This window comes from Rhizobium sp. YAF28 (assembly GCF_052113285.1).
Taxonomy (GTDB): domain Bacteria; phylum Pseudomonadota; class Alphaproteobacteria; order Rhizobiales; family Rhizobiaceae; genus Rhizobium.
Map to the genome: position 1 here is coordinate 264,197 of NZ_JBFRCX010000001.1, position 20,629 is coordinate 284,825.

A 20,629-nucleotide genomic window follows, 5' to 3' on the forward strand; every position below is an offset into this window, starting at 1 on the left:
ATGGTTCAGTATTCGAAAGCCCGCCTCGATGCCTCGTTTGCCGCGCTCTCGGACGCCACCCGACGCGGCATTCTGGAGCAGCTTGGACGTGCAGACGCGTCGATCACGGACCTTGCCGATAAGTTCCAGATGACGCTGACGGGCATGAAGAAGCATGTCGGCGTGTTGGAGCAGGCGGGGTTTGTCATCACGGAGAAGGTCGGGCGCGTGCGCACCTGCAAGCTCGGCTTGCGCCGGCTGGAGGAAGAGGCGGCATGGATCGAGAGCTATCGCCAGCTCTGGGACGCGCGCTTCGACGAATTGGACAAGGTTATCGAGGAACTGAAACGGAAGGAGAAGGACGATGGAGAGTAAGCCTACCCCCATGAAGAACCCCACGACGGTGGAACGGACGTCCGAGCGTGAGCTCGTCGTTACGCGAACCTTCAACGGCCCGGCACATATCGTGTTTGCGGCGTGGACCAAGCCCGAGCTGTTCATGCGGTGGTGGGCGCCGAAGTCGATGGGCGTGCCCATGCTTTCCTGCGATATGGATGTCCGCGTCGGAGGTGGCTACCGTGTTGCGTTTGGCCACGATGCCTCGAGCGCCATGGAATTCTTCGGCAAGTATCTCGAAGTGATACCCAACGCGCGCCTGGTCTGGACGAATGAGGAAAGTGATGACGCTGCCATCACCACGGTGACCTTCGAGGAAAAAGGCGGCAAGACGCTGCTGGTGCTGCACGAACTCTATCCCTCGAAGGAAGCGTTCGACGCCAATTCCGGGGCGGAGGGCGGGATGCCCGAGCAGTTCGAGCAACTGGACGAGCTTCTCGTTGCCCTCGGCGCGGGAGGGGCATGACGTCGCCGATCTCGCGGGTGGCGCGGCGAAGACTGAGACAGTGCAGTCCAGCCTGAAGACCACGCCCTATAAATTTCAGGGCCGCCGCTGCGCAGCTACTTTTTCGGCGGCTCGAACAATTCGACGGCATTGCCCGCGGGGTCTTCGACGAGGACCTGCTTGCCGCCAAACCCGGTGACGATATCGTTGCGAAATCTGGCGCCTGATGTCTTCAGGCGTTGGACCTCGTCTTCGATATTGTCGACCTCTATCTGGATGCGGTTCCATCCGCCGGGTTCGGGCCGGCGTCCATCCGGCATGGGCTGGGAGGCGCCGCCTGGCCCCGTCGTGCCGTTCACGAGCAGGCGAAGATCGCCCCTGGTGAGCATGGCGAAGCTCGGAGCCGGATGCATGGTGAGCGCGAAGCCGAGCGACTGCGTATAGAATGCAATCGCTGCATCGACGTCGTCGACGATATAACGAACGCTGACGGTAGCCATATCAATTCCTCCTTCGGACAAAGTAGGGTGGTGGCAGCGGCAGCAAAGAGTTCGGCAGGAGTTTGGCTTGCAACCGCCAAGCGGATCGTCGGTCCATCGAAACATCGACCCATGGGAGAATATCTCTCGTCAGTGCAGTCGATCATGATCCGCGCCACCATACTCAGAAGATGCAGACGCGCTTCACGACATCATGGACCATTTGCGAGGAGACATCGAGAAGGTCGATGAGCCGCAACTCAAGGCCATGCTCGACGCTTGCCTTGAAATTCAAGGCGCGCTGCTCATTTGCAGCCTCAAGCCTACAGCGCGCGCGAACACGCGCTGCGGAATTTTCGTTACTCGAAACGGAAGTCGGACAGGTCGACGGAGACGATCAACGGTTCGGTCAGCGCGATGCCGTCGCTTCCACGCGGAAAGATGCGCATCTTCCCGGGCAGGAGAATTCCTTCGACAGACACGTAATCGCTCAGGTACCGGGCCGCTGCATTCCTGCCCTGGATGTCCACTTCGTAGTCATGCCGGACCAGAATCCCGGCGTCGTCGAAATAGAAGATCTGCTCGGCGCTGTGTGTCGCGATCTCGTCCGGAAAGGTGACATGCAGCCGCCGCCAGGTCTTTCCGTTCTCATGCCACGGCTCGATCTCCCTCGATGTAACCCCTGAGCGCTTCAGGATGAAGGGCGACGTCAGGTAGGTCCACATCGTGTAGCCAGCGAAATAGGCCACCTGGGGATCGCTCCACGGCGTCTCCATCAGATAGCCTTCAAAAGACTGCCGTGGGTTGATCAGTTCTTCGACGACGGTTCCATCAGCCGTTTCAATCGCCACACGATCAGGCGTGAATGCAGACCGGTGCTGCGTGGGGGCGAAAGGCCAGTGCGAGACCCGCTCGCGCTTGAGGTCCACCTTGACGTTGCAGTTCTCCAGGACCGTCGGCTTCCCCTTCAGGCCCCATAGCACGCCGCCCTGATACAGCCTGGCCGTCAGGGAGGAGAACTGGTTGAAACGGTTCAGGCCGCCATGCGCTTCGATCGCCAGATTGACGAGATCGGTCATTATGTACTCCAGTCACTTGCTGAGATTGAAGGCGGCGAGCGCCGCCTCGGCGATTGCGATGTCCTGTTCGACCGAGCCGCCGCTCACGCCGATGGCGCCGATGACATTGCCGTTAAGTTCGACAGGAAACCCGCCGCCGAGGATCACGTATCGTCCGCCTCCCACGTTGCTTACCGAAAACAGCGGCTGGCCGGGCTGGATCAGCGGAACGAAGGCGGAGGAGGGCGCGTGGAAGGATCGGGCGGTCGTGGCCTTTCCGAGGGCGAGGTCGAACCCGCCAGGCCATGCGCCGTCCATCCTGATCATGGCGAGGAGATCGCCCCCGCCGTCGAGGATGGCGATGGTCGCCCTGACGCCGGTCTCCCCGGCACGGGTTTCCGCGGCCGCGATCATCTTGCGTGCGGCCGCCAGATCGAGTCTTGGATGTCGCATGACGTGTCAGGCCAGACTTATATCAGAGAGGTCGATGGAGACGACCAGCGGTTCGGACAGGCTGGAACCATCCGGCAGGCGCGGATAGATCCGGCGTTCGGTCGGGAACATCAGGCCCTGAACATTGACGTAACCGCCGATATAGTGGGCGCCCGGCGTGTTGCCGGCGATCTCGACGTCGTAGTCATGGCGCTTGAGAAGCCCGGCCTCGTCGACATAGAGGGTCTGCACCGTGCTATGGGTCGCGATGCTCTTGGGGAAGGTCACCCTGAGACGCTGCCACGTTTCGCCATTCTCATGCCAGTCCGCAATCTTTTCGCCTTCGATGCCCGGTTGAGCAAGAAGGAAAGGCATGTTGAGGTAGGTCCACATGGCAATGCCGGCAAAATAGGCGAGCTGAAGCTCCGTCCACGGCGTTTCGAGTGCATGGCCCGCAAAGGAGCTGCGCGGGTCGGAAAGCGTGTCGAGATCGCTGCCGGCGGAATCCCTGAGAACGACCCTGCCGGGCTCGAAGCGGCTGACCTTGCCCTCGGGGCCGAACGGAGCGTGCGATGCCCATTCTTCCCGCAGGCCAACCGTGACATCAGTCTCGTCGAGCTTCCCGGCATGACCCTTCAACCCCCAGAGCGCGCCGCCCTGCCTGAGGTGGGCCGTGAGCGAAGAGAACCTGTTCCAGATCTCGAGACCGCCGTGGGCGTCGATGATCTTCTGCGCCAATGCATTCATTTTGGTACTCCTTAAAAGAGATGACGCTCAGGCGTCGAGGAAGGTCTTGACGTGCGAGACGAATGTTTCCGGGTACTGGAAAAGCGCGCCGTGGCCGGAATCCGGGTAGATGATCAGCGTTGCGTTGCTCATCGCCTTGAACAGCTCGTAGGCGTTGACCGATGGAAACATCGTGTCGTCGCTGCCGTGGACGATGAGCGTCGGCTGCCCGATCGCCTTTAGCGAGGCATGATGCGGGTCGCGCTCAGAGCACCATGCGATGATCGACGCGGCTTGCGGATCGGCGACGGAATCTGCGCTATCGGGATCGCGGTCCTGCTGCCGGGCGAGGGCGCGGTCCACGAAGGCCTCGCCGGCTCGCTGGCTTTGTGCCGACGGGGTGAAGAACAGCGGAAGCCTTACGTCCCGCGCATCTTTTGCGAAAGCCTCCCCGACCACCTGCAGCAGATGTTCCTCGCCACCTTTCGGCGCGGTGCCGGCCAGGATGATCCTGCGAACCTTGACCTTCGGCCGGACTGCCATCAGCTGGGCAAGGAAGCCACCGAGGGAAAAACCGAGCAGATCGACCTCGTCGAAGCCGAGCGCGGCTATGAAGGATTCCGCGTCCGCCGTCTGTTGCTCGACATTGTCAGGCGTGGCGCCTGACGATCTGCCGACGCCCGCATTGTCGAAGACGATGACGGTGCGCTCCGCCGCCAGCGCATCGATCACTGCAGGATCCCAGGAATCCATCGTGCCGGTGAAGTGCTGCAGAAGGATCAGCGGCGTGCCTGCATCAGGGCCGAGGCGGCGGTAAGCGAAGCGGATTCCATCCGCTTCGAGATACTGCGTGGGCGCAGTCTGCAGTGAATCGGTCATGTCAGTTCCTTTCGGGGGAGGTTTTCAAGTATCGGGGCGCGCGTCATCGCCGTCCGGTTCCAGGGGAGCCATCCGCCATGCTGCGCGAATTGTTGGGGCCGACCCGGAGCGGTTCGGCGGTTGAGGGGATCGCGGAACCGCTCAGCTGTTCACGTCGACCAGCGTGCGGCCGCGGACACGGCCTTCCAGCATTTCTGCCGCAATCCTCGGCACATCGGAGAGACCGACCTGCGTGATCGTGGATGCCAGCTTGTCGAGGTCGAGATCCGTCGCAAGCCTTGCCCATGCCTTCTGGCGGATCGCCATCGGCGCGTTCACGGAATCGATGCCGGCGAGCGCGACGCCTCGCAGGATGAACGGGAGGACGCTGGCCGGAAGATCGCGTCCGCCCACGAAGCCGCAGTTCGTCACCACGCCTGCGTATTTCGTCTGGGCAAGCACGTTTGCGAGCGTCCGGCCGCCGACGGCGTCGACCGCTCCCGCCCACCGCTCGGCAGCGATCGGCGCACCCTCCTGCGCAAGCATTGCCCGGTCGATCACTTCGCCGGCGCCGAGCCGCTGGAGATAATCGGTCTCGTTCCTCTTGCCGGTGGAGGCGACGACGCGGTAGCCGAGCCTGGACAGAATGGCGATCGCGATGGAGCCGACGCCGCCGGACGCGCCCGTGACGAGGACTTCTCCTCGTTCAGGCCCCACATCTCCATGCTCCAGGGCAAGCACGCTCAGCATCGCGGTGAAGCCAGCCGTGCCGATCGCCATGGCGTCCCGCGTCGAGATCGAGGCCGGAAGCTTGATCAGCCAGTCCGCCGGCACGCGCGCTTTCTGCGCGAACCCGCCATGATGCGTCTGGCTCAGTCCCCAACCTGTCGCGACGACCTTGTCACCAGGGGCGAAGCGGGCGTCGCGCGAGCTTTCGACGGTTCCCGAAAAGTCGATGCCTGATATCAGCGGAAAGGTCTGGATGATCCTCTGCCCGGCGAGAGCGAAGGCATCCTTGTAGTTTACCGTCGACCAGTCGATCGCGACCGTGACGCTGCCCTCCATCAGGATATCGTCCTCAACCGTCTCGACGGTTGCCGTTACGCCGTCTGCTGATTGCCTTGCGAGGATTGCTTGAAAAGACACGAAATCGTTCCTTCTTGAAATGATTTCGCTGTTGTATGTGCACTCGGAAGTCATTGAAAGAACGCACAATTACAGCCTATACTATCAATTATGTGCGTGAGGATCGAAGAGGACACCGTCGATGCGACCTAAGCGACTCCAGCCCAAGAGCGGATGTTCCGTCGAACTCACCGTCTCCATCATCGGCGGAATCTGGAAGCCGACGATCCTGGCCAACCTTCTGATGGGCAAGAAGCGTTTCATGGAACTGAACCGTCTCATGCCGGACGCGACCCACCGGGTTCTGACGCTCCAGCTGCGGGAGCTGGAGGCTGATGGCCTGATAACGCGCCACGTCTTTCCGGAGGTCCCGCCGCGCGTCGAGTACGAGGCGACGCCGCTTGCGCGCTCGCTGGTGCCGATCCTCGGCAGCCTCAGGGACTGGGGGGACCGATATCGCGAGGAACAGCAGAAACTTCCGGAACTGGATCCGCACTGTCCGGCCGATGAAGTGCCGGTTTCCGCTGGTCGCAGAGCCGCGGCAGCCCGCTAGATCAGGAGCAAAAGTCGGGAGACGTTCAGGCAATCGGCAGCTTTGTGCGCGGTAGTCTGCAAACGCCTGTTGCCTGTGCTCCGAAAACGGTGCGCAGCTTCGCTCGCTTGTCTCCAATGCCGGAATGTGATGCACTGCTTGAGGGGAAAGCCCGGGCTTTTGCCGCGAGCACCCAACTCACAGGTACGGTTCTATGCGCAAACTGGCTGCCGTTCTCTGTATCGATGTCGCCGGCTACAGCAAGCTGATGGGGCGCGGAGGCTGGCACGCTTTCCCGCGTCAAGGCGGCGTTTGCGGCATTTGATCCTGCATTGGCGCGCCACCATGGTCGCATCGTCAAGCTGATGGGCGACGGCGCCCTCATCGAGTTCGCGAGCGCAGTCGATGCGGCAGTCTGCGCCATTGCGCTTCAAGGCACGGCTTCAGCAACCGATCTGACGCTTCGTTTCCGCATGGGGCTTAATCTCGGAGACGTGATCGTCGATGACGGCGATCTCTTCGGGGAGGGGGTCAACATCGCAGCGCGGCTGCGGGCGCTCGCCCAGCCGGGCGGTATCGTGCTCTCCGAAACGGTGCGCGAACACGTGGCGGGAAAATTGAATGTCGCCCTTGAAGACCTCGGGACGATCTCGCTCAAGAATATCGAGCGCCCCATCCATGCCTTCGCCATCCAGGGTGAGGCGCCGGCACAAGCTTCCGCCGGTCGCGAGCCGATCGGGATCTGCGTCCTGCCTTTCGCCAATATCGGCGGCGATCCGGAGCAGGACTATTTCAGCGCGGGCGTGACCGAGGACATCATCATCGACCTGAGCAAGCTCTCGGCCCTGACGGTGGTTTCCCGCGCGACATCGTTCAGCATCAAGGCTCAGAGCGCGCGCGCAATCGCCCAGCAGCTCAATGTGGCCTATATACTCGAAGGCAATGTGCGCAAGGCAGGCGAGCGCATCCGGCTCTCCGCCCAGCTGATCGACGGGACGAACGAAACAACCGTCTGGGCCGAGCGCTTCGACCGGGACATCAAGGACGTGCTGGTGCTGCAGTCGGACCTTGCCAAATCCGTCGTCGAGGCGCTGAGGCTGCGCCTGTTGCCTTCGGAGCGCCAGGCGCTGGAGCGCACGGGGCCGACCGACCCCGAAGCATACAAGCTGTTCCTTCTGGCACGGGAATACAATATCAGCGGCTCGGAGCGGCACCTGCCGCTGATCATCCGCCTCTGCCGCCGCGTATGCGAATTGGAACCGGGCAATGCACGCGCCTGGGCTCTTCTCGGCGAAACGCTCAATCGCCAGAGGCGCAGTGTCGGCGGCACCGAGACGGGTGAGCTCGAAATCGATCGCGCCCTCGAACTCGATCCCGAACTCGCCAGTGCGCACGCCGGAAAGGCCTTGCTGTTTCTCTACAGGGGACAGTTCGAAGAGGCCGAGCGCCAATGTGCAATCGCTCTGCGGCTCGATCCCGATGACTACGCCGCCAACCTTGCCGCCGGGCGCACCTTCATCATGCAGCACCGGTTCGATGATGCCATCCGCCATTTCGAGCGGGCCGCCGCACTCGCCCCCGGAGACTACAATGCCGCCGCCATGGTCATCCAGTGCTACCAGGGCAAGGGCGACGAGCAAGCGGCGCTCGACGCCTGCCGCCGTGCGCAGGTGCGGATCGAGCGCATCGTGGCCGCCGAGCCCGACCACAGCGGCGCGATCGGGCATGGGGCGGGCATCCTGGCGCTCCTCGGCGATCACGAGCGAGCCCGCGAATGGGCCTCGCGTGCCAGCCTGCTCGAGCCTGATAATATCCAGCTCCAATCAAACCTCGTCTGTGCCTGGGCGATCAGCGGCGATGCGCAAGCCGCACTTGACGTGCTCGAGCGCATAGCACCGAAGATGAGCCCGGAATTGCTGGTATGGATGGAAAACGACAACGACCTGGACAGCCTACGCCCGCTGCCACGTTTTTCTCAGATCATGCTCGCAGCGAGGGCGCATCTTCGGGATCAGGCTTCGCCAACTGCGAAATGACCGAAGACTCCGCCCATCCTGTCGGATGCCAGCGTAAGCCGCTTCCAACAAGGGGGCTTAACCTACCGTTCCGGCTTGCCTGATCTTTGACGTTCAAGGCGACGATTGCAGCAGGTCAGTTTTCAGGGCATCGCAACCAATAGCGTTTGAAGGCCGCAGGCCCACTGTCGTAGCTGGGAGCCCGACTCCATGGGTTCTTCGGAGTTTCAATAAACGTATCGTCGTCGATCGAAACAAGCGTAACCGGCAATGCGTAGGACAATGCCGCCTGGCGGTAGCGCGCAACTGCTGCCTGTTGGCGGCGTTTGGCAACGAGGTCGCCTTTCGCAGCGGGTGGAGCGCGAAAGCGTTCGGGATCCTGTTTCATCTCGGTAAGCGGATCATGCAGCGCCACGCGCAACAATTCACCATCACCGGCGAGCCGCAATTCGAATTCATCCTGTGATGCCGGCGCCGGGCGATCCTGCTCGGAAGAAGTGTCAGTGACATGCGCGGTCAGGATCGGCAGAGGCTGATGGTCCGGCCGCATCTCGACGCGGCGGATATGGCACAGGTCAGCGAGTGTTTTGTTTCGCACGTCGGGTCGGGCGGGTTCATCAACCAATGTCCAGCTACCCTGCATCTTGCTGACGAAGGGAACGGACCCATCCGGGGAATATGACAAAAATGCAGCCCGTTGCGCTATTGTTTCTGCGATCGTGCTCACGGTCTGCATATTTTGCTCGGTCCTTCCCGCATCCTCGGGCTCACCCGGGCATCGCACGAGAAAAGTCGGTGTGGTGGAGGTGGCGGGATTGATAAAGCCGACCACATCATCGTTTACCGGAAAGGCCTCGGCTTGCTGAATGCTGTTTTTTATGACCAGGTTGCGCCGCATGCCGGCTGCTTCAGTGGCTTCGGGATTGTCATAGCCCAGCACATGCATCTCATCCTGAACATTGGAGATCCAATAGACCACTGCACCGACAGACAGGCGCAATTCAAATCGCCTGGCGCTGCCCTCCCGTCCCATCAGACCGTCAAAGATCGGATAGCGTGAATCGGGTTGCTTGAGATTGATGCGATTGAACTTGCACCACGTCTTCAGTTTGTTTGCGGGCAGGCCGTGATCCGGCGGCAATATCGCCCAGTCACCAGGCAAGGTCTTGATGAGCGTTTTCGGGCTTAAATCCGCACCGAAATCGAACATCTGCACCAGTGTCTCGGTCGCGGCCTGCACCCGTCCGCCGACGGTTCCGGCGTTAGCCGTGATTGGCGCAGGGGCTGTATCCTGCGCCCGAAGCGGCGATGATCCGACCGCGAAGAAAACGAGTCCTGCCAATATGCCAAGCGTCGTGTAACCCAGCTTTGAACCTGGAGATTTGCAATCAGTTTTCAGCCGCATGCGTTCATCCATCATTGTAGTGATGGCGGGTTTTAGCGGCCCGGCATTAACAATTCGCCAGTTAGCTCGTTAAAGTTGCGCATGGTCGCAATAATCACGTCCATAGGCTCTCGTTGGACGTTGGCGGAGCGATGCGGCGACAGCCCGCGGCGATGGATCGAATGAAGGCCTCTCCACCTGTGGGGAGGGGTCTTTTCTTATAGTCGGAGCTCACGCCCCTCTGGCAAGCCCATGCTCCACCAGCCGGTCGATGACCTCGGCGTAAGCGACGCCACTGGCGGCCATCGCCTTGGAATACATGCTGATATCGGTGAAGCCCGGAATGGTGTTCACCTCGTTGACGATGAAGCGCATGTCTTCCATCAGGAAGAAATCGACGCGGGCCATGCCGTCGCAGCCGAGTGCGCGGAAGGCGCGGGCGGCCATGTCGCGGATCCTGGCTTCGACATCGGCGGGAAGCTCGGCGGGCACTTTCAGGGCTGCACCATTTTCATCGAGATATTTCGCGGTGTAGCTGTAGAAGCCGTGGCTTTCGGCGGGCGCGATCTCGCCGGGGCGGGAGACGAAGAGGCCGCCTTTTGTATCTTCCAGCACGCTGCATTCGATCTCGCGCCCGGCAATGAATTCCTCGGCGATGAGCTTGCGGTCGTGGCTGAAGGCTTCGGCAAGGGCGGGCGCGAATTCCTGGCTGCCCGAGACTTTTCGCACGCCGACCGAGGAGCCCTGGCGGGCCGGCTTGATGAAGAGCGGAAGGTCGAGCGCGCCTTCGAGCGCCTCAAGCGCGGGCGGTGCGGCCTGATCGAGCGTCACCGAGCGGGCAACGGGCAGGCCAGCAGCCTTCAGCAGCTGCTTGGCGATATCCTTGTCGAGCGCCGTTGCCGAGCCGAGGATGCCGCAGCCGGCAAGCGGCACGCGCGCCACCTGGCATAGGCCCTGGACCGCGCCGTCCTCCCCATGCAGACCATGCAGCACCGGGAAGACGATATCGATCCTGCCGGCTTCGGCCGCCTTTCCATCGGGCGCGATCGCGAGCAACCGTCCACGCCCGCCGGGCACGAGGCAAAGCTCGGTGCCGGAGGAGGGCTTGTCGAGTTCGCCATCTGCAAAGCGGCTTTGCAGCCAGCGCCCGTCCTTGCTCACATAGACGGGCAGGGCGTCGTATCTTTCCGGGTCGAGCGCGCGCATCACATTGGTCGCCGACATGATGGAAACATCGTGCTCGCTGGAGCGACCGCCGAAGAGCACGGCAATGCGCAGCCTGGATGGGGAAGGGCTCATCAAAATCTCCTTGGTTAAAGCAATTCGAGCAAAAGTGTGCAGCGGTTTTGGGTCTGGAATTGCGCGGAAAAAACGCTTCAGAAGCCGACCGCGATGCCTCTGTTGGCAAAGAAGCGGTCGAAGGTAGGAAGCGGCAGGATGACATCGGCCTGGCTGGCGCGGTCATGGCCGGAGGGATTGTGGAAGCGCACGCTCTCCTCATCGGCCGCCGTCACCAGCACCAGATGGCCGCCCTTGCCAGGCGGTTCGCGCTCCGGCCAGCGGATGGCGCTGCTGACCGAGGCGATGAAGAAGCTGTTCTCTGCGAGGATCTCGGGAATGGTTTCCACCTGCACCTGTGTCCTCACATCGGCGACAAGCCCAAAGCGTTCGTGCACGAAGGTCACGAAGGGCGCATAGATCAGCCCCTTGATCGAGGCGTCCGCCTCGTTGATCACATAGCCGCCATAGCTGGTGCAGGCCCTTGCGAGCGACAGGATCGGATGCGCCTCGCCGCGGGCGGCCAGGATCATCTTCTGGCAGGCCATGCCGCAGACATTCACCGCCCAGCGCGCATATTCCTCAATGGTCTCGGCGCCGGAATTCTTCCACCTGACATCGCGATGCAGGGCGGCAGCACCTTCGGCCAGCACCGGCAAGGTCATCTCGGGCGTTTCCCACTGGCTGAAATAGGGCACGTCGAGGCTCAGTTGGTTCATGTCGTCTCCGTCAGGCACTGCGATTGCGAATCCGCTTGAAAGTGGCTCAATCTAAATGCAGTTTAGTGTATCTTTGAAGATCCACTTTGCTTGTCGCGCGTGGGCCACTTGAACCAGCCATTGGGGAGCTTTGATGACGCTGACGAGAAGACGCGAGGGGCCGTCGGCCTCTTTCCGACCCACGATCGATCCGTCGTCATCGGCGCCTTTGCCGCGCCAGCTTTATCTTTCGCTGCGCAACGCCGTCGCCGAAGGGCGGCTGACCGGCGGGCAGCGGCTGCCCTCGACGCGGCTTGCCTCGGCGGAATGGGCGATTTCGCGCGGCGTCATTGCCGAGGCCTATGAGATCCTGATGTCAGAGGGTTTTGCTGTCGCCCGCCACGGCTCCGGCACGTATATCGCTTCATCCGTTCCCGAGGGTGTGGCGCGCATGGATCCATCAGGTGCAGGCAGCGCGCAGGCGATCCGCCGCGGCGTCTCGGCCGCCGCCACTGCTATCCTCACGCGCGGGCCAAGCCTCGAACCGCAGAAGGCGCTGCCATTCGTCACCGGCCGCATCGCCCATGACGAGCGCACGGCTCGGCTTCTGAACCGCATTGCCGTCAGGCATATGAACTATGCCTTCGAAGGCTATGGCGATATCCAGGGAGAAAGGGCGCTGAGGACCGCGATCAGCGCGCATCTCGCCGTCTCGCGCGGCGTGCGCTGCAGCCCCGACCAGATCTTCATCACGGCGGGAACCCAGCAGGCGCTCGACCTTGCCTTCCGCGTGCTGATGACGCCGGGCGATACGGCTGTCGTCGAAGACCCGTGCTATCCGCCGGCCCGGCAATGCCTGGCGCTGAATGGCATCGATGTCGTCGGCCTGCCGGTCGACGCTGACGGCATCGACATCGCGCGGCTGCTCGACGGCACGCTGCCTTCGCCTGCCGCCTTCTACGTGACGCCCTCGAACCAATATCCGGTCGGTTCCGTTCTCTCGCTCTCGCGCCGTCTCGGGCTTCTCTCTTATGCAGAGGAGAACGACTGCTGGATCATCGAGGATGATTACGACAGCGAATTCCGCTACCAGGGCCACCCGATCGCCTCGCTGCACGGCCTCGATAAGGCGGGCCGCGTTCTCTACACCGGCACCTTCAGCAAGGCGCTGCTGCCGAGCCTGCGCATCGGCTACCTCGTCGTCCCCGCCGACCTCGTGCCCGCCTTCCGCGCGGTACGCCCCGCCGTCGATCGCTGCCCGCCAAGCTTCCAGCAGCGGGTGATCGCCGATTTTCTGGAGGAGGGCTATTTCCCGGCGCATCTGCGGCGACTGAGGGAGCGGCTCCGGGCCTCACGCGATATGCTGGCCGGGTTTCTGGGGGAGCGGTTGGCGGAGCATGTGGCGGTGCTGCTGCCGGATCAGGGGATCAACCTCACGGTTCGGAGCACAGGCAGCTGGAATGACGACACCGCTGTGTCCGCTGCGGCGCTGAGAAAGGGTGTCGTGGTGATGCCGCTGTCGCGGATGAATGTGGTTTCGACGGATCGGTCGCGATTGCTGCTTGGGTTTTCCGGGCTTTCGGAGGAGGAGGCGGATATGGGGACACGGGTGCTTGCAGAGGTTTTCGAGGATGGGACGTTTCTGCAGGGTAAGGCCGAGTTAGGAGGGTAACCGGCGGCGGCTCGCGCGGGCTCGATAACCATATCGCGTCCTCAGCTTCCGCGAGTGCTGCGCGAATAAATCCATCGGCGCATGCAGCGCGCAGCCGATGTCGAACCCGATCTCTCAATACTGTCGCTTGTTTACATCTCTCAGAATATGATACTTAACGTCGAGTTTTTAGAGAAAGATCATGCTGCACCTTACCCACGATACGGAACAGCTCGCCCGCAGGCTTGCGGCCCGCATCGGCCGCAAGCCTGAAGACCTGATCCGCGCCGCGCTCGAACGCGAGGCTAAGGCGCTCGGCGTATCCGACGAGCCGCAGACCAAGCGCCGCCGGATGACCGTGGAACAAATGCTCGCTGTCGGCGAAAAGATCACGGCCCTACCGCTGCTCGATCCGCGCTCTCCACAAGAGATCGCTGACGATCTCAACCAACCATGATCGTCGTCGACTCGTCGGCAATCCTCGCAATCCTCGAAAAGGAGAGCGACGCTACCCTTTACGCTCGCGCGATCCGCGAGGCCGATAATCTCGTGATCTCGGCCGTCAACGCACATGAAACCGCCATTGTCTTACGCAGTCGCAGAGGGCCGGAAGGTGAGGCAATGCTGTGGGCTTTCCTTGCGGCCAATGAGATAGCCGTCGCACCTTTTGATGAGGATCAGGCGCGAGGAGCTTCCGAAACCTTCGGGCGGTACGGCAAGGGCATTCACTCGAAAGCTAGGCTCAATCTTGCGGACTGCGCCGCCTACGCTCTCGCCAAGAGCCTTTCGGCTCCTCTGCTCTTCAAGGGCGACGACTTCGTACACACGGATATCGAGCAATGGCGCTGATTGGTTACGCCCGTGTCTCGAAGCGGGATCAGGCCACCGTTGCGCAGCTCTCCGCCGCTGGACTACATGCGCGAGGGCGATACGCTTAGCCCTCGTTACGTTTAGCGCTGCGCGCTTCCGCCCTCACCACTTCACGCGCAATCCGGCGGTTCCACTGACGGCATAGCTGTCGCCGAAGTCTTTCAGCGAGGATTTTGCAGCGACTTCGCCATAGAGCGAGAAACGTTCGTCACCCCAGATGTAGGAGCTGCCGAGGGTCAGGCCTGCCCAGACCGGATCGTTCCTGGTTTCGAAACCGGTTCCGGAGACATCGACTGCCGTGCCATCCAGGAACTCGCCGTAGAGATTGGCGATGCCGTAGATTTTTGCCCGCGCCGTCTGGCCATCGGCCCGCTGCCAGCTCTCCTCGCGGTCGAGCGCCATCCCGAGCCGGCCGACCAGACTATCGCCGTCATCAAGCGAAACCCGTGCGCCGAACCGGTCGTCGAAACTGTCGAAATCGACGGAGGAATAGACGAGTTGCGCCTGGGGCGTGATCGACCAGGACCCGGAGGTTGCGAAGCGCCTGCCAGCTTCGAGGCTGAGCGCATAGCCGAAGCCATTGTTGCCGTTCTCCATGGCGCCATCGACGAGATCGGATTTCAGGTCGCTGTCATACCAGGTGAGCTGGCTCTGGGCGTCGACGTAGAAACCGTTTTCGCCATACCAGGTGAGCGTCGCGCCCACCCCATAGCCTCTCGTGTCGATATCGCCATCGCCGTAGACCGAGCCAATATCGCCGGAAACCGTGCCGTAATGGACGGTCAGGCCGCCGATCAGCCGGCCGTTCTGGTTCTGGTAGAGCTCCGCATCCAGACCGCCCTCCAGCTTGAACAGATCGTAGTCATAGGTGGTGCCGCTCGTGCTTGTGTCCGGCTCGAGGCCGGCATGGGTCCCCTCGGTGCGAAGCCAGATATTGTCAGGACCGCTCGTCGGCGTCGCCTTGCCGCCGTCCGGCCAGGTGCGGTCGCCGAGGCGCTGCTGCAGCGTGGAAAGTCCGTTCAGGGCGAGCAGGAGTTGCGGATAGGCTTCGTAAAGCGGAACGCCGGGCTGATAGAGTGGCGCTGCGGATGCGCCCGGCGCGGCCGGATTGACCAGTGCGGAGCGAAGATACCAGTCGCCGTCAGCCGGGGTTGCGATGCCGTTCTGGTAGAGCCGATAGGCGTATGCACCGCCGACAACGGCCTGATCTCCCTGAAAAACATAGTCGCCGAGCAGCGAAAAACTTCCGGCCGAGCTGCCGCCGACATCGACGATCTTGATGCCCTCGACGGTTTGTGCCCCGCCGCCGCCGAGATTGGTGACCTTGACGCTGGTCGTGCCCGAGGTGTTGCCCGTGACGACGAGGCGGTCGGTCGGCGAGGCATCGCCGCCGAGCACGCTTTCGATAAAAAGCGTGCCGCCATTGCCGATATAGTTGCCCGATATAGTCAGCGTACCGATCGAATTGCCGGGGGAGACCGTGCCCGAATTCGTGACGTCACCGAAGATGGTACCGCTGCCGCCCAGCGTGCCGAAGTTGGTGATGTCGCCGATGATGCTCGAAGCGGCGCTGTGGTCGCCGATCAGCAGTGTTCCGTCATAGATCGTCCAGTCCGTCGCGGTGGTGCCGACGCCCGTCAGCAGCCAGGTGCTGGTGCCGGTTTTTTCGAACGTGTCAAAGTTCCGGTATTGCGCGGCCGCGCCAATCGCGGACACGTCGAATGTGTCGCTGCCCGTGCCGCCAAGCCGCAGCACGTCTGTCGTCGGCACGGCACCCGCGACGACGTTGCCCTCGATCACCGAGCCCGGCTGCAGCTCGAGCTTCAGTGTGCCCGTCGTTGCCGCCGCGCCGCGCCCGATCGCGTCCGTCTGGCCGGCGCCTGCGCGGATCGTGCCGCTATTGACGATATCGAGGTTCACTATTCCGTTCGAGGCCACGATGGCGATGGCACCCGTTCCGCCCTCGATCGTGCCGAAATTGACGATCTGGCCCGCCGTTGCTCCTTGCGCGAGAATGCCGGCACCCGCCGTTCCGTTGGTCGGCCCGTTTCCTCCGCGGATCGTTCCCATGTTGAGGATGGTATTGGGACCTCCCACCGCATTGCCGTAGGCGACGCCTTGTCCACCGCCAGCCGACGTGCTGTCGCCACCCACGATGGTGCCGTTATTGGTGAGAGACGAGCCTGTCAGCGCACGTACGCCAATGCCGCCTGAAGCTGCGGCACCGCCGCCGCCGCCGCCATTTCCGCCGCGGATCGATCCATCATTCGTGAATGCGGTGGCAGTAACGACGGCACCGATTTGCCCTGATGTCGTGGCGGCGGCACCGGCGCTTGCTGCCACCAGAGTGCCCGAGAACGTGACGGGGACGAGAGCTCCGACCGATTGCTGGATCGTGAGCGTGCCCCTGCTCGCGCCGGCTGCGGGATCATAGGTATTCGTCAAGACGAAGCCGTTGGTATCGATCGTGATCGGCTTCGTCGGGACTGGCAGTATCGCCGTTGAAATGGAGAAGCTGCCGGTCATGACGATCGTCGAGCTGGCGTCGCCATCCCCATTCGCGGTGGTGATGGTGTTGCGCAATTCCGTTTCGTTGCTGACCCGGTATTCCCTCGCGGTCGCCGCCGATGAGGGCCAGCAATAGAACGCCAGCACAGCGAGGCTCACGCTCGCAAAAAGTCTTGCCTTATCAAAAGTCCCGACAACGCCGAAGCTCATGCTGCCTCTTATGAAGTTGTTGCTAATATAAATACGATTAAAGGGTGTGCTTTTTGTGCGCCGGTTCGGCCTGTCCCGCAAGATCAGCTTATCACAAAGCGACCCGTACTGCGCCAAAGGCGACAGGCCGTTGCCGGGCGGCAACAGAATATTCAAATGCGACAGCTCTATAAATCAACATGTTAGGGTTTTGGTAACTTCCGGCTGTCGCCGTCGCAAAACGGGCAAGCAGGCTCTGCGGTTCCCCGGTGGCGATTCGGTCAGGATTTTGACAAACCGGAGGGCGCGAGCGTGGTCGGCACCGGCAAAGGGAAGGTCCCTCCGCCGGATTTCTGTCGGCCGGGCGCATTCCGTTCGGAAATGGATCCGGTCATTATGGATCACCCGGCCATTTCGCGCTTCGGGAGCACGAGGTCCGCGACCGTATAGGTGTGGAATTCGCTGCTGGAGACCGTGTCCAGCCGCTTGAACTTCTCGGCGAAATCAGGATCGGAAAAGAACTCGCCGACATTGCCGGCGTCCTGGATCGCCTCGATGTTGACGACCGTCAGGCCATCGCTGCTCTTCGCCAGGCTGCTCCAGAGGAAACCTTCCTTCCGCTCGGCGACGTAATGCACCACGTCCTGGATGATCTCGAAGGCTTCCTCCTGCTTTCCGGGATGGGCATGAATGACGTTGACGATGAAGGTGGTGGGAACGGGAGCGTCCGCAAAGGCGGCGATCGCTTTGGTGTTCATGAAGATCTCCAATTGAAGCGCACGGACGAAATGGCCGCGGCAAGGTCTGGATATCGGACGGCAAATATCGGAGAAATGGGCCGGTATTCTCAACAGATCGGATATTTTTTCCGCAATGGACAGGCTCGGCACATCAGGCATTTTCGTTCAAGTCGCAGAGGCCGGCAGTTTCGTGGCCGCCGGGCATCGCTTGGGCATCTCGGGCTCGGCGGTCGGCAAGGCGATCGCGCGGCTGGAGGAAGAGCTCGGCGTGCGCCTGTTCAACCGCTCGACCCGCAGCATGGCCCTGACGGAGGAGGGTAGCTTCTTCCTCGAAACATGCAGACGCATTCAGGCCGAATATGAAGAGGCACGGGCGAGGCTTTCGAGATCGCATTCTGTGCCGCGGGGCCAGCTGCGTGTCAGCCTGCCGCTCGCCGGCATGCTTCTCATGCCGACCATATCGTCCTTCATGGCAGCCTATTCGGAGATCAATCTCGATCTCGATTTCACCGACCGCCTCGTCGATGTCATCGAGGAGGGGTTCGACGCGGTCATCCGGACCGGAGATGTCAGGGATACGAGACTGATGAGCCGGAAGCTCGGCACATTCCGGCACGTGATCGTGGCCTCGCCCAAATACCTGGCGACATCAGGTCATCCTGATGTGCCCGAGGATCTGCTCGATCACCGGTGCCTGCACCATCGCTTCGCCAATTCCGGCAGGCTGGAACCCTGGCCGCTGGTGCGTGACGGCATTGCGGTCAAGCTCGATCTGCCGGTGACCACGGTGGCGAGCACGCTGGAGCCGCTGATCTACCTTGCCGAACGCTCATTCGGCATTACCTGCCTTCCGCCCTTCGCCGTGGCATCGGAGATCGCCGAAGGCAAGCTCGTCCGGCTGCTGGACGATCATCTTGACGATACGGGAACCTTCAGGGTTCTCTGGCCGAGCAACCGGTATCTGTCACCCAAGGTCAGGGCCTTCGTCGACTATATGGCCGCCAACCTGTTCAGCGCATGAGGTGTTCGTGGCGCTTTGATCCATTCGGCCGGCTGCTATGCAGGCCTTAAAGGTGGCCGATCGCTGAGCCGAACTTGAAACCGAAGGGAAAAAGTAATACCTGATTGTAGAGCGGTATTACAGGATTGCGATCATGGCGACGACGGTGACGGCAAAAGGGCAGGTGACGATTCCGAAAGCGGTTCGCGAATTGTTGGGGATCACGCCTGGAAGCAAGGTCGATTTTCATCGGGCTGCAGATGGCAGCGTGGTGCTGACGCGCGCTGACAGGAAAAAGCCGGCCAGCCGCTTCGAGCAGCTTCGCGGACATGCCGGAAAGGGCCTCGACACGGATGCGATTATGGCGCTCACCCGCGGTGATGCGTGACGCTTGTCGATACCAACGTCCTGCTCGACCTCGTAACGAACGACCCAATCTGGGCCGACTGGTCGATAGACCAACTCGAAGCGGCCAGTCTCGTGGGGCCATTGCTCATCAATGATATCATCTATGCGGAACTTGCCGTCCGCTATGAACGCATTGAGGAACTTGATGCGTTTATCGACGAAGCGGAGCTGATCCTGGCTCCTTTCCCGCGCGCTGCGCTGTTTCTGGCAGGAAAAGCATTCACACAGTATCGCCGCGCCGGCGGGTCCCGCACCGGTGTCTTGCCGGATTTTCTCATCGGCGCGCACGCTGCGGTTCAGAAGCTGCCGGTCCTGACGCGCGATGTTGGCCGGTACCGCTCGTATTTCCCGACCATCGAGTTGATATCACCAGCTTGATGGCTGAGAGACGGGGACTGAGGACAGGACAGATACCTGCATTGACGAACCCACTTCGCTCCCCAGTATACCGCGGCTTGACGAACGCCTCAAATCTGAGGTACGTACATCATTACCTCGGACGCGATCCGTCCGACAGGGGGCTGCGGGAGGAAAATGGAATGAAGGCGTTCAGTGTCGATCCAAAATTTGTCGTGAGGGATGAGCAGGCTCTTCGAGAACTGTTTCAACCGACGCATGCTTTGGCAGCTCAGAAGTGTAAGGGCGCGCTCGACAGGCACGCACAGGAGTTTATCAGGCGATCGCCATTCCTGTGCATCGGCACCCAGAACCAGGATGGCAAGGCCGATGTCAGCCCTCGCGGCGACCCGGTCGGCTTTGTGAAAATCCTCGATCCGCAGACGCTGGCGATCCCGGACCGGCCGGGCAATAATCGCCTCGATACGCTGGCCAATATTCTCACCAACCCGAGTGTTGGACTGCTCTTCATCATTCCGGGATTTGACGACACGCTTCGCGTGAATGGCGAGGCCAGGCTCGTGACCGACCCTGATATTCTTGGGGATATGGGTGTCGGCGAACGCGTGCCCAAGCTCGCGATACTGGTCAAGGTGGGTGAGGTCTTCCTGCATTGCGCCAAGGCATTCAGGCGCTCGCATCTGTGGGATCCGGAGCACTTTCAGGATCGTAGCGAGATGCCCTCGCTTTCAAAGATCATCCTGGATCAGACGACGGGCGCTCCGACCGATGATATCGAAATGCGCAAGATAGATGACGCACTCGAATACGCCTACAGGAAGTCGCTCTATTGACGGCTCCTGACTGGACTGTCGGTATCGGCTGAACCGCGGCTGCGATCTGGCCGGTCTATTCGAGTTGGTTGGAATTTGGATGTTGGACGGACGCCCAATCTTGGTCATGCCGGACCTTGAGAAGCTCTCTGGGTATGAAGCGGCGCTGGCGAAGGGCTGGTCGCCCGACCCGCGGCGCATTGGAGATACTGGCTTCATCGAAGCCGAACTTCAGGACCTTCGTAATGATCCCGCGGCATATCTCGACAAGCTGATGGGGCGACATGCTTCGGCCAAACCGCAGATCAGCGATACGGCCATGGCGCTCACCAATCACACGTTCTGGATTTGGGATGGGGAGTTCTGCGGCAGGATCGACCTGCGCTATCTGCCCGTCACCTGGACAGTTCCCGACAGCATTCCGGGACATGTCGGATACTCGGTGGTGCCCTGGAAACAAGGCCGGGGCTACGCCACAGCCGCGCTCGATGCTCTGCTCCAGTTCGCAAAATCCCTGGGGCTGAGTGAGATCGACATTCTCTGCAACGAAGAGAATGTCATTTCCCGCGCCGTCATAGAGCGAGTTGGCGGTCAGCTGGTGCGACGCGCGCCCCATCCCTCAGACAGGCCCGAGCAGCAGAAGCTGTTTTTTAAGGTTCCACTGATCTAGAGCCATTCCGTTTTCTTCG

The 20,629-nt window shown here is 61.6% G+C and carries 23 protein-coding genes and 1 pseudogene; 13 read left to right on the plus strand and 11 right to left on the minus strand.

Annotation, left to right across the window (positions count from 1 at the left end; translation table 11 throughout):
• On the plus strand, positions 1 to 354 hold the full coding sequence (locus AB4Z13_RS01430; protein WP_442205574.1) for an ArsR/SmtB family transcription factor: 354 nt from the start codon (positions 1 to 3) through the stop codon (positions 352 to 354).
• Positions 344 to 841, plus strand: coding sequence for an SRPBCC family protein (locus AB4Z13_RS01435; RefSeq protein WP_442205575.1), 498 nt, complete (start codon positions 344 to 346; stop codon positions 839 to 841). The genes AB4Z13_RS01430 and AB4Z13_RS01435 overlap by 11 nt, the downstream gene beginning before the upstream one ends.
• Positions 842 to 936: 95 nt before the next feature.
• On the opposite strand, the gene AB4Z13_RS01440 is transcribed toward AB4Z13_RS01435, so the two are convergent.
• The 6 genes from AB4Z13_RS01440 to AB4Z13_RS01465 form a co-directional block, all read right to left on the minus strand.
• The gene (locus AB4Z13_RS01440; RefSeq protein WP_442205576.1) at positions 937 to 1,320 is read right to left on the minus strand and encodes a VOC family protein; all 384 of its coding nucleotides are present in this window, start codon (positions 1,318 to 1,320) and stop codon (positions 937 to 939) included.
• Between the two features lie 338 nt (positions 1,321 to 1,658).
• On the minus strand, positions 1,659 to 2,378 hold the full coding sequence (locus tag AB4Z13_RS01445) for a hypothetical protein (RefSeq protein ID WP_310388510.1): 720 nt from the start codon (positions 2,376 to 2,378) through the stop codon (positions 1,659 to 1,661).
• A gap of 12 nt (positions 2,379 to 2,390) precedes the next feature.
• Positions 2,391 to 2,810, minus strand: coding sequence for a GlcG/HbpS family heme-binding protein (locus tag AB4Z13_RS01450; RefSeq protein ID WP_442205577.1), 420 nt, complete (start codon positions 2,808 to 2,810; stop codon positions 2,391 to 2,393).
• A gap of 6 nt (positions 2,811 to 2,816) precedes the next feature.
• On the minus strand, positions 2,817 to 3,536 hold the full coding sequence (locus AB4Z13_RS01455; RefSeq protein ID WP_442205578.1) for a hypothetical protein: 720 nt from the start codon (positions 3,534 to 3,536) through the stop codon (positions 2,817 to 2,819).
• Positions 3,537 to 3,563: 27 nt separating this feature from the next.
• Entirely contained in the window at positions 3,564 to 4,394 is an 831-nt protein-coding gene (locus AB4Z13_RS01460; protein ID WP_442205579.1) for an alpha/beta fold hydrolase, read from the minus strand.
• 141 nt (positions 4,395 to 4,535) lie between these two features.
• Complete coding sequence (locus tag AB4Z13_RS01465) at positions 4,536 to 5,519, minus strand: MDR family oxidoreductase (protein ID WP_442205580.1); 984 nt, start codon at positions 5,517 to 5,519, stop codon at positions 4,536 to 4,538.
• Between the two features lie 121 nt (positions 5,520 to 5,640).
• Between AB4Z13_RS01465 and AB4Z13_RS01470 the strand changes: the two genes are divergently transcribed.
• The 3 genes and pseudogenes from AB4Z13_RS01470 to AB4Z13_RS01480 all read left to right on the plus strand — a co-directional run bounded on the left by AB4Z13_RS01470 (position 5,641) and on the right by AB4Z13_RS01480 (position 8,066).
• Positions 5,641 to 6,051: a winged helix-turn-helix transcriptional regulator gene (locus AB4Z13_RS01470; RefSeq protein ID WP_442205581.1), complete on the plus strand. Its 411-nt coding sequence runs from the start codon at positions 5,641 to 5,643 to the stop codon at positions 6,049 to 6,051.
• Positions 6,052 to 6,341: 290 nt separating this feature from the next.
• Positions 6,342 to 7,688 (plus strand): annotated as a pseudogene (locus AB4Z13_RS01475) (tetratricopeptide repeat protein); the annotation flags it as partial.
• 30 nt (positions 7,689 to 7,718) lie between these two features.
• Positions 7,719 to 8,066 (plus strand): TPR end-of-group domain-containing protein, encoded by a 348-nt coding sequence (locus tag AB4Z13_RS01480; RefSeq protein ID WP_442205900.1) that lies wholly within the window; start codon positions 7,719 to 7,721, stop codon positions 8,064 to 8,066.
• Positions 8,067 to 8,181: 115 nt separating this feature from the next.
• Here AB4Z13_RS01480 and AB4Z13_RS01485 read toward each other — a convergent pair whose 3' ends face one another.
• The 3 genes from AB4Z13_RS01485 to AB4Z13_RS01495 all read right to left on the minus strand — a co-directional run bounded on the left by AB4Z13_RS01485 (position 8,182) and on the right by AB4Z13_RS01495 (position 11,426).
• Positions 8,182 to 9,450, minus strand: coding sequence for a hypothetical protein (locus tag AB4Z13_RS01485; RefSeq protein ID WP_442205582.1), 1,269 nt, complete (start codon positions 9,448 to 9,450; stop codon positions 8,182 to 8,184).
• Between the two features lie 210 nt (positions 9,451 to 9,660).
• On the minus strand, positions 9,661 to 10,728 hold the full coding sequence (locus AB4Z13_RS01490; protein WP_442205583.1) for a D-alanine--D-alanine ligase family protein: 1,068 nt from the start codon (positions 10,726 to 10,728) through the stop codon (positions 9,661 to 9,663).
• A 77-nt stretch (positions 10,729 to 10,805) separates the two neighbouring features.
• Positions 10,806 to 11,426, minus strand: coding sequence for a C39 family peptidase (locus tag AB4Z13_RS01495; protein ID WP_442205584.1), 621 nt, complete (start codon positions 11,424 to 11,426; stop codon positions 10,806 to 10,808).
• A gap of 133 nt (positions 11,427 to 11,559) precedes the next feature.
• On the opposite strand from AB4Z13_RS01495, the gene pdxR reads away from it, so the two are divergent.
• The 3 genes from pdxR (at position 11,560) to AB4Z13_RS01510 (ending at position 13,905) form a co-directional block, all read left to right on the plus strand.
• Positions 11,560 to 13,077 (plus strand): MocR-like pyridoxine biosynthesis transcription factor PdxR, encoded by a 1,518-nt coding sequence (gene pdxR / locus AB4Z13_RS01500; RefSeq protein ID WP_442205585.1) that lies wholly within the window; start codon positions 11,560 to 11,562, stop codon positions 13,075 to 13,077.
• 181 nt (positions 13,078 to 13,258) lie between these two features.
• The gene (locus AB4Z13_RS01505) at positions 13,259 to 13,513 is read left to right on the plus strand and encodes a type II toxin-antitoxin system VapB family antitoxin (RefSeq protein ID WP_113323545.1); all 255 of its coding nucleotides are present in this window, start codon (positions 13,259 to 13,261) and stop codon (positions 13,511 to 13,513) included.
• Entirely contained in the window at positions 13,510 to 13,905 is a 396-nt protein-coding gene (locus AB4Z13_RS01510; protein WP_439015396.1) for a type II toxin-antitoxin system VapC family toxin, read from the plus strand. Before AB4Z13_RS01505 ends, AB4Z13_RS01510 begins: the two co-directional genes overlap by 4 nt.
• A 123-nt stretch (positions 13,906 to 14,028) precedes the next feature.
• Here AB4Z13_RS01510 and AB4Z13_RS01515 read toward each other — a convergent pair whose 3' ends face one another.
• Together AB4Z13_RS01515 and AB4Z13_RS01520 are read right to left on the minus strand one after the other, a co-directional pair.
• Positions 14,029 to 16,644: an autotransporter family protein gene (locus AB4Z13_RS01515; protein WP_442205586.1), complete on the minus strand. Its 2,616-nt coding sequence runs from the start codon at positions 16,642 to 16,644 to the stop codon at positions 14,029 to 14,031.
• A gap of 380 nt (positions 16,645 to 17,024) precedes the next feature.
• On the minus strand, positions 17,025 to 17,381 hold the full coding sequence (locus AB4Z13_RS01520) for an antibiotic biosynthesis monooxygenase (RefSeq protein WP_113325231.1): 357 nt from the start codon (positions 17,379 to 17,381) through the stop codon (positions 17,025 to 17,027).
• 115 nt (positions 17,382 to 17,496) lie between these two features.
• Here AB4Z13_RS01520 and AB4Z13_RS01525 point away from each other — a divergent pair, with 115 nt between their 5' ends.
• The 5 genes from AB4Z13_RS01525 to AB4Z13_RS01545 all read left to right on the plus strand — a co-directional run bounded on the left by AB4Z13_RS01525 (position 17,497) and on the right by AB4Z13_RS01545 (position 20,610).
• A complete protein-coding gene (locus AB4Z13_RS01525; RefSeq protein ID WP_442205587.1) occupies positions 17,497 to 18,384 on the plus strand; it encodes a LysR family transcriptional regulator in 888 nt (295 codons plus the stop codon).
• Between the two features lie 133 nt (positions 18,385 to 18,517).
• A complete protein-coding gene (locus AB4Z13_RS01530; protein WP_442205588.1) occupies positions 18,518 to 18,751 on the plus strand; it encodes an AbrB/MazE/SpoVT family DNA-binding domain-containing protein in 234 nt (77 codons plus the stop codon).
• Positions 18,748 to 19,149: a type II toxin-antitoxin system VapC family toxin gene (locus tag AB4Z13_RS01535; protein ID WP_442205589.1), complete on the plus strand. Its 402-nt coding sequence runs from the start codon at positions 18,748 to 18,750 to the stop codon at positions 19,147 to 19,149. The genes AB4Z13_RS01530 and AB4Z13_RS01535 overlap by 4 nt, the downstream gene beginning before the upstream one ends.
• A 161-nt stretch (positions 19,150 to 19,310) precedes the next feature.
• On the plus strand, positions 19,311 to 19,961 hold the full coding sequence (locus AB4Z13_RS01540) for a pyridoxamine 5'-phosphate oxidase family protein (RefSeq protein ID WP_442205590.1): 651 nt from the start codon (positions 19,311 to 19,313) through the stop codon (positions 19,959 to 19,961).
• 79 nt (positions 19,962 to 20,040) lie between these two features.
• On the plus strand, positions 20,041 to 20,610 hold the full coding sequence (locus tag AB4Z13_RS01545) for a GNAT family N-acetyltransferase (RefSeq protein WP_442205591.1): 570 nt from the start codon (positions 20,041 to 20,043) through the stop codon (positions 20,608 to 20,610).
• Positions 20,611 to 20,629: the final 19 nt, after the last annotated feature.

What these genes read in the sequence shown, in the direction of transcription:
- AB4Z13_RS01430 (WP_442205574.1), top strand. Translation starts at nt 1, where the DNA reads ATGGTTCAGTATTCGAAAGCCCGCCTCGATGCCTCGTTTGCCGCGCTC.
- AB4Z13_RS01435 (WP_442205575.1), top strand. Translation starts at nt 344, where the DNA reads ATGGAGAGTAAGCCTACCCCCATGAAGAACCCCACGACGGTGGAACGG.
- AB4Z13_RS01440 (WP_442205576.1), bottom strand. Translation starts at nt 1,320, where the DNA reads ATGGCTACCGTCAGCGTTCGTTATATCGTCGACGACGTCGATGCAGCG.
- AB4Z13_RS01445 (WP_310388510.1), bottom strand. Translation starts at nt 2,378, where the DNA reads ATGACCGATCTCGTCAATCTGGCGATCGAAGCGCATGGCGGCCTGAAC.
- AB4Z13_RS01450 (WP_442205577.1), bottom strand. Translation starts at nt 2,810, where the DNA reads ATGCGACATCCAAGACTCGATCTGGCGGCCGCACGCAAGATGATCGCG.
- AB4Z13_RS01455 (WP_442205578.1), bottom strand. Translation starts at nt 3,536, where the DNA reads ATGAATGCATTGGCGCAGAAGATCATCGACGCCCACGGCGGTCTCGAG.
- AB4Z13_RS01460 (WP_442205579.1), bottom strand. Translation starts at nt 4,394, where the DNA reads ATGACCGATTCACTGCAGACTGCGCCCACGCAGTATCTCGAAGCGGAT.
- AB4Z13_RS01470 (WP_442205581.1), top strand. Translation starts at nt 5,641, where the DNA reads ATGCGACCTAAGCGACTCCAGCCCAAGAGCGGATGTTCCGTCGAACTC.
- AB4Z13_RS01485 (WP_442205582.1), bottom strand. Translation starts at nt 9,450, where the DNA reads ATGCGGCTGAAAACTGATTGCAAATCTCCAGGTTCAAAGCTGGGTTAC.
- AB4Z13_RS01490 (WP_442205583.1), bottom strand. Translation starts at nt 10,728, where the DNA reads ATGAGCCCTTCCCCATCCAGGCTGCGCATTGCCGTGCTCTTCGGCGGT.
- AB4Z13_RS01495 (WP_442205584.1), bottom strand. Translation starts at nt 11,426, where the DNA reads ATGAACCAACTGAGCCTCGACGTGCCCTATTTCAGCCAGTGGGAAACG.
- pdxR (WP_442205585.1), top strand. Translation starts at nt 11,560, where the DNA reads ATGACGCTGACGAGAAGACGCGAGGGGCCGTCGGCCTCTTTCCGACCC.
- AB4Z13_RS01505 (WP_113323545.1), top strand. Translation starts at nt 13,259, where the DNA reads ATGCTGCACCTTACCCACGATACGGAACAGCTCGCCCGCAGGCTTGCG.
- AB4Z13_RS01510 (WP_439015396.1), top strand. Translation starts at nt 13,510, where the DNA reads ATGATCGTCGTCGACTCGTCGGCAATCCTCGCAATCCTCGAAAAGGAG.
- AB4Z13_RS01515 (WP_442205586.1), bottom strand. Translation starts at nt 16,644, where the DNA reads ATGAGCTTCGGCGTTGTCGGGACTTTTGATAAGGCAAGACTTTTTGCG.
- AB4Z13_RS01520 (WP_113325231.1), bottom strand. Translation starts at nt 17,381, where the DNA reads ATGAACACCAAAGCGATCGCCGCCTTTGCGGACGCTCCCGTTCCCACC.
- AB4Z13_RS01525 (WP_442205587.1), top strand. Translation starts at nt 17,497, where the DNA reads ATGGACAGGCTCGGCACATCAGGCATTTTCGTTCAAGTCGCAGAGGCC.
- AB4Z13_RS01530 (WP_442205588.1), top strand. Translation starts at nt 18,518, where the DNA reads ATGGCGACGACGGTGACGGCAAAAGGGCAGGTGACGATTCCGAAAGCG.
- AB4Z13_RS01540 (WP_442205590.1), top strand. Translation starts at nt 19,311, where the DNA reads ATGAAGGCGTTCAGTGTCGATCCAAAATTTGTCGTGAGGGATGAGCAG.
- AB4Z13_RS01545 (WP_442205591.1), top strand. Translation starts at nt 20,041, where the DNA reads ATGTTGGACGGACGCCCAATCTTGGTCATGCCGGACCTTGAGAAGCTC.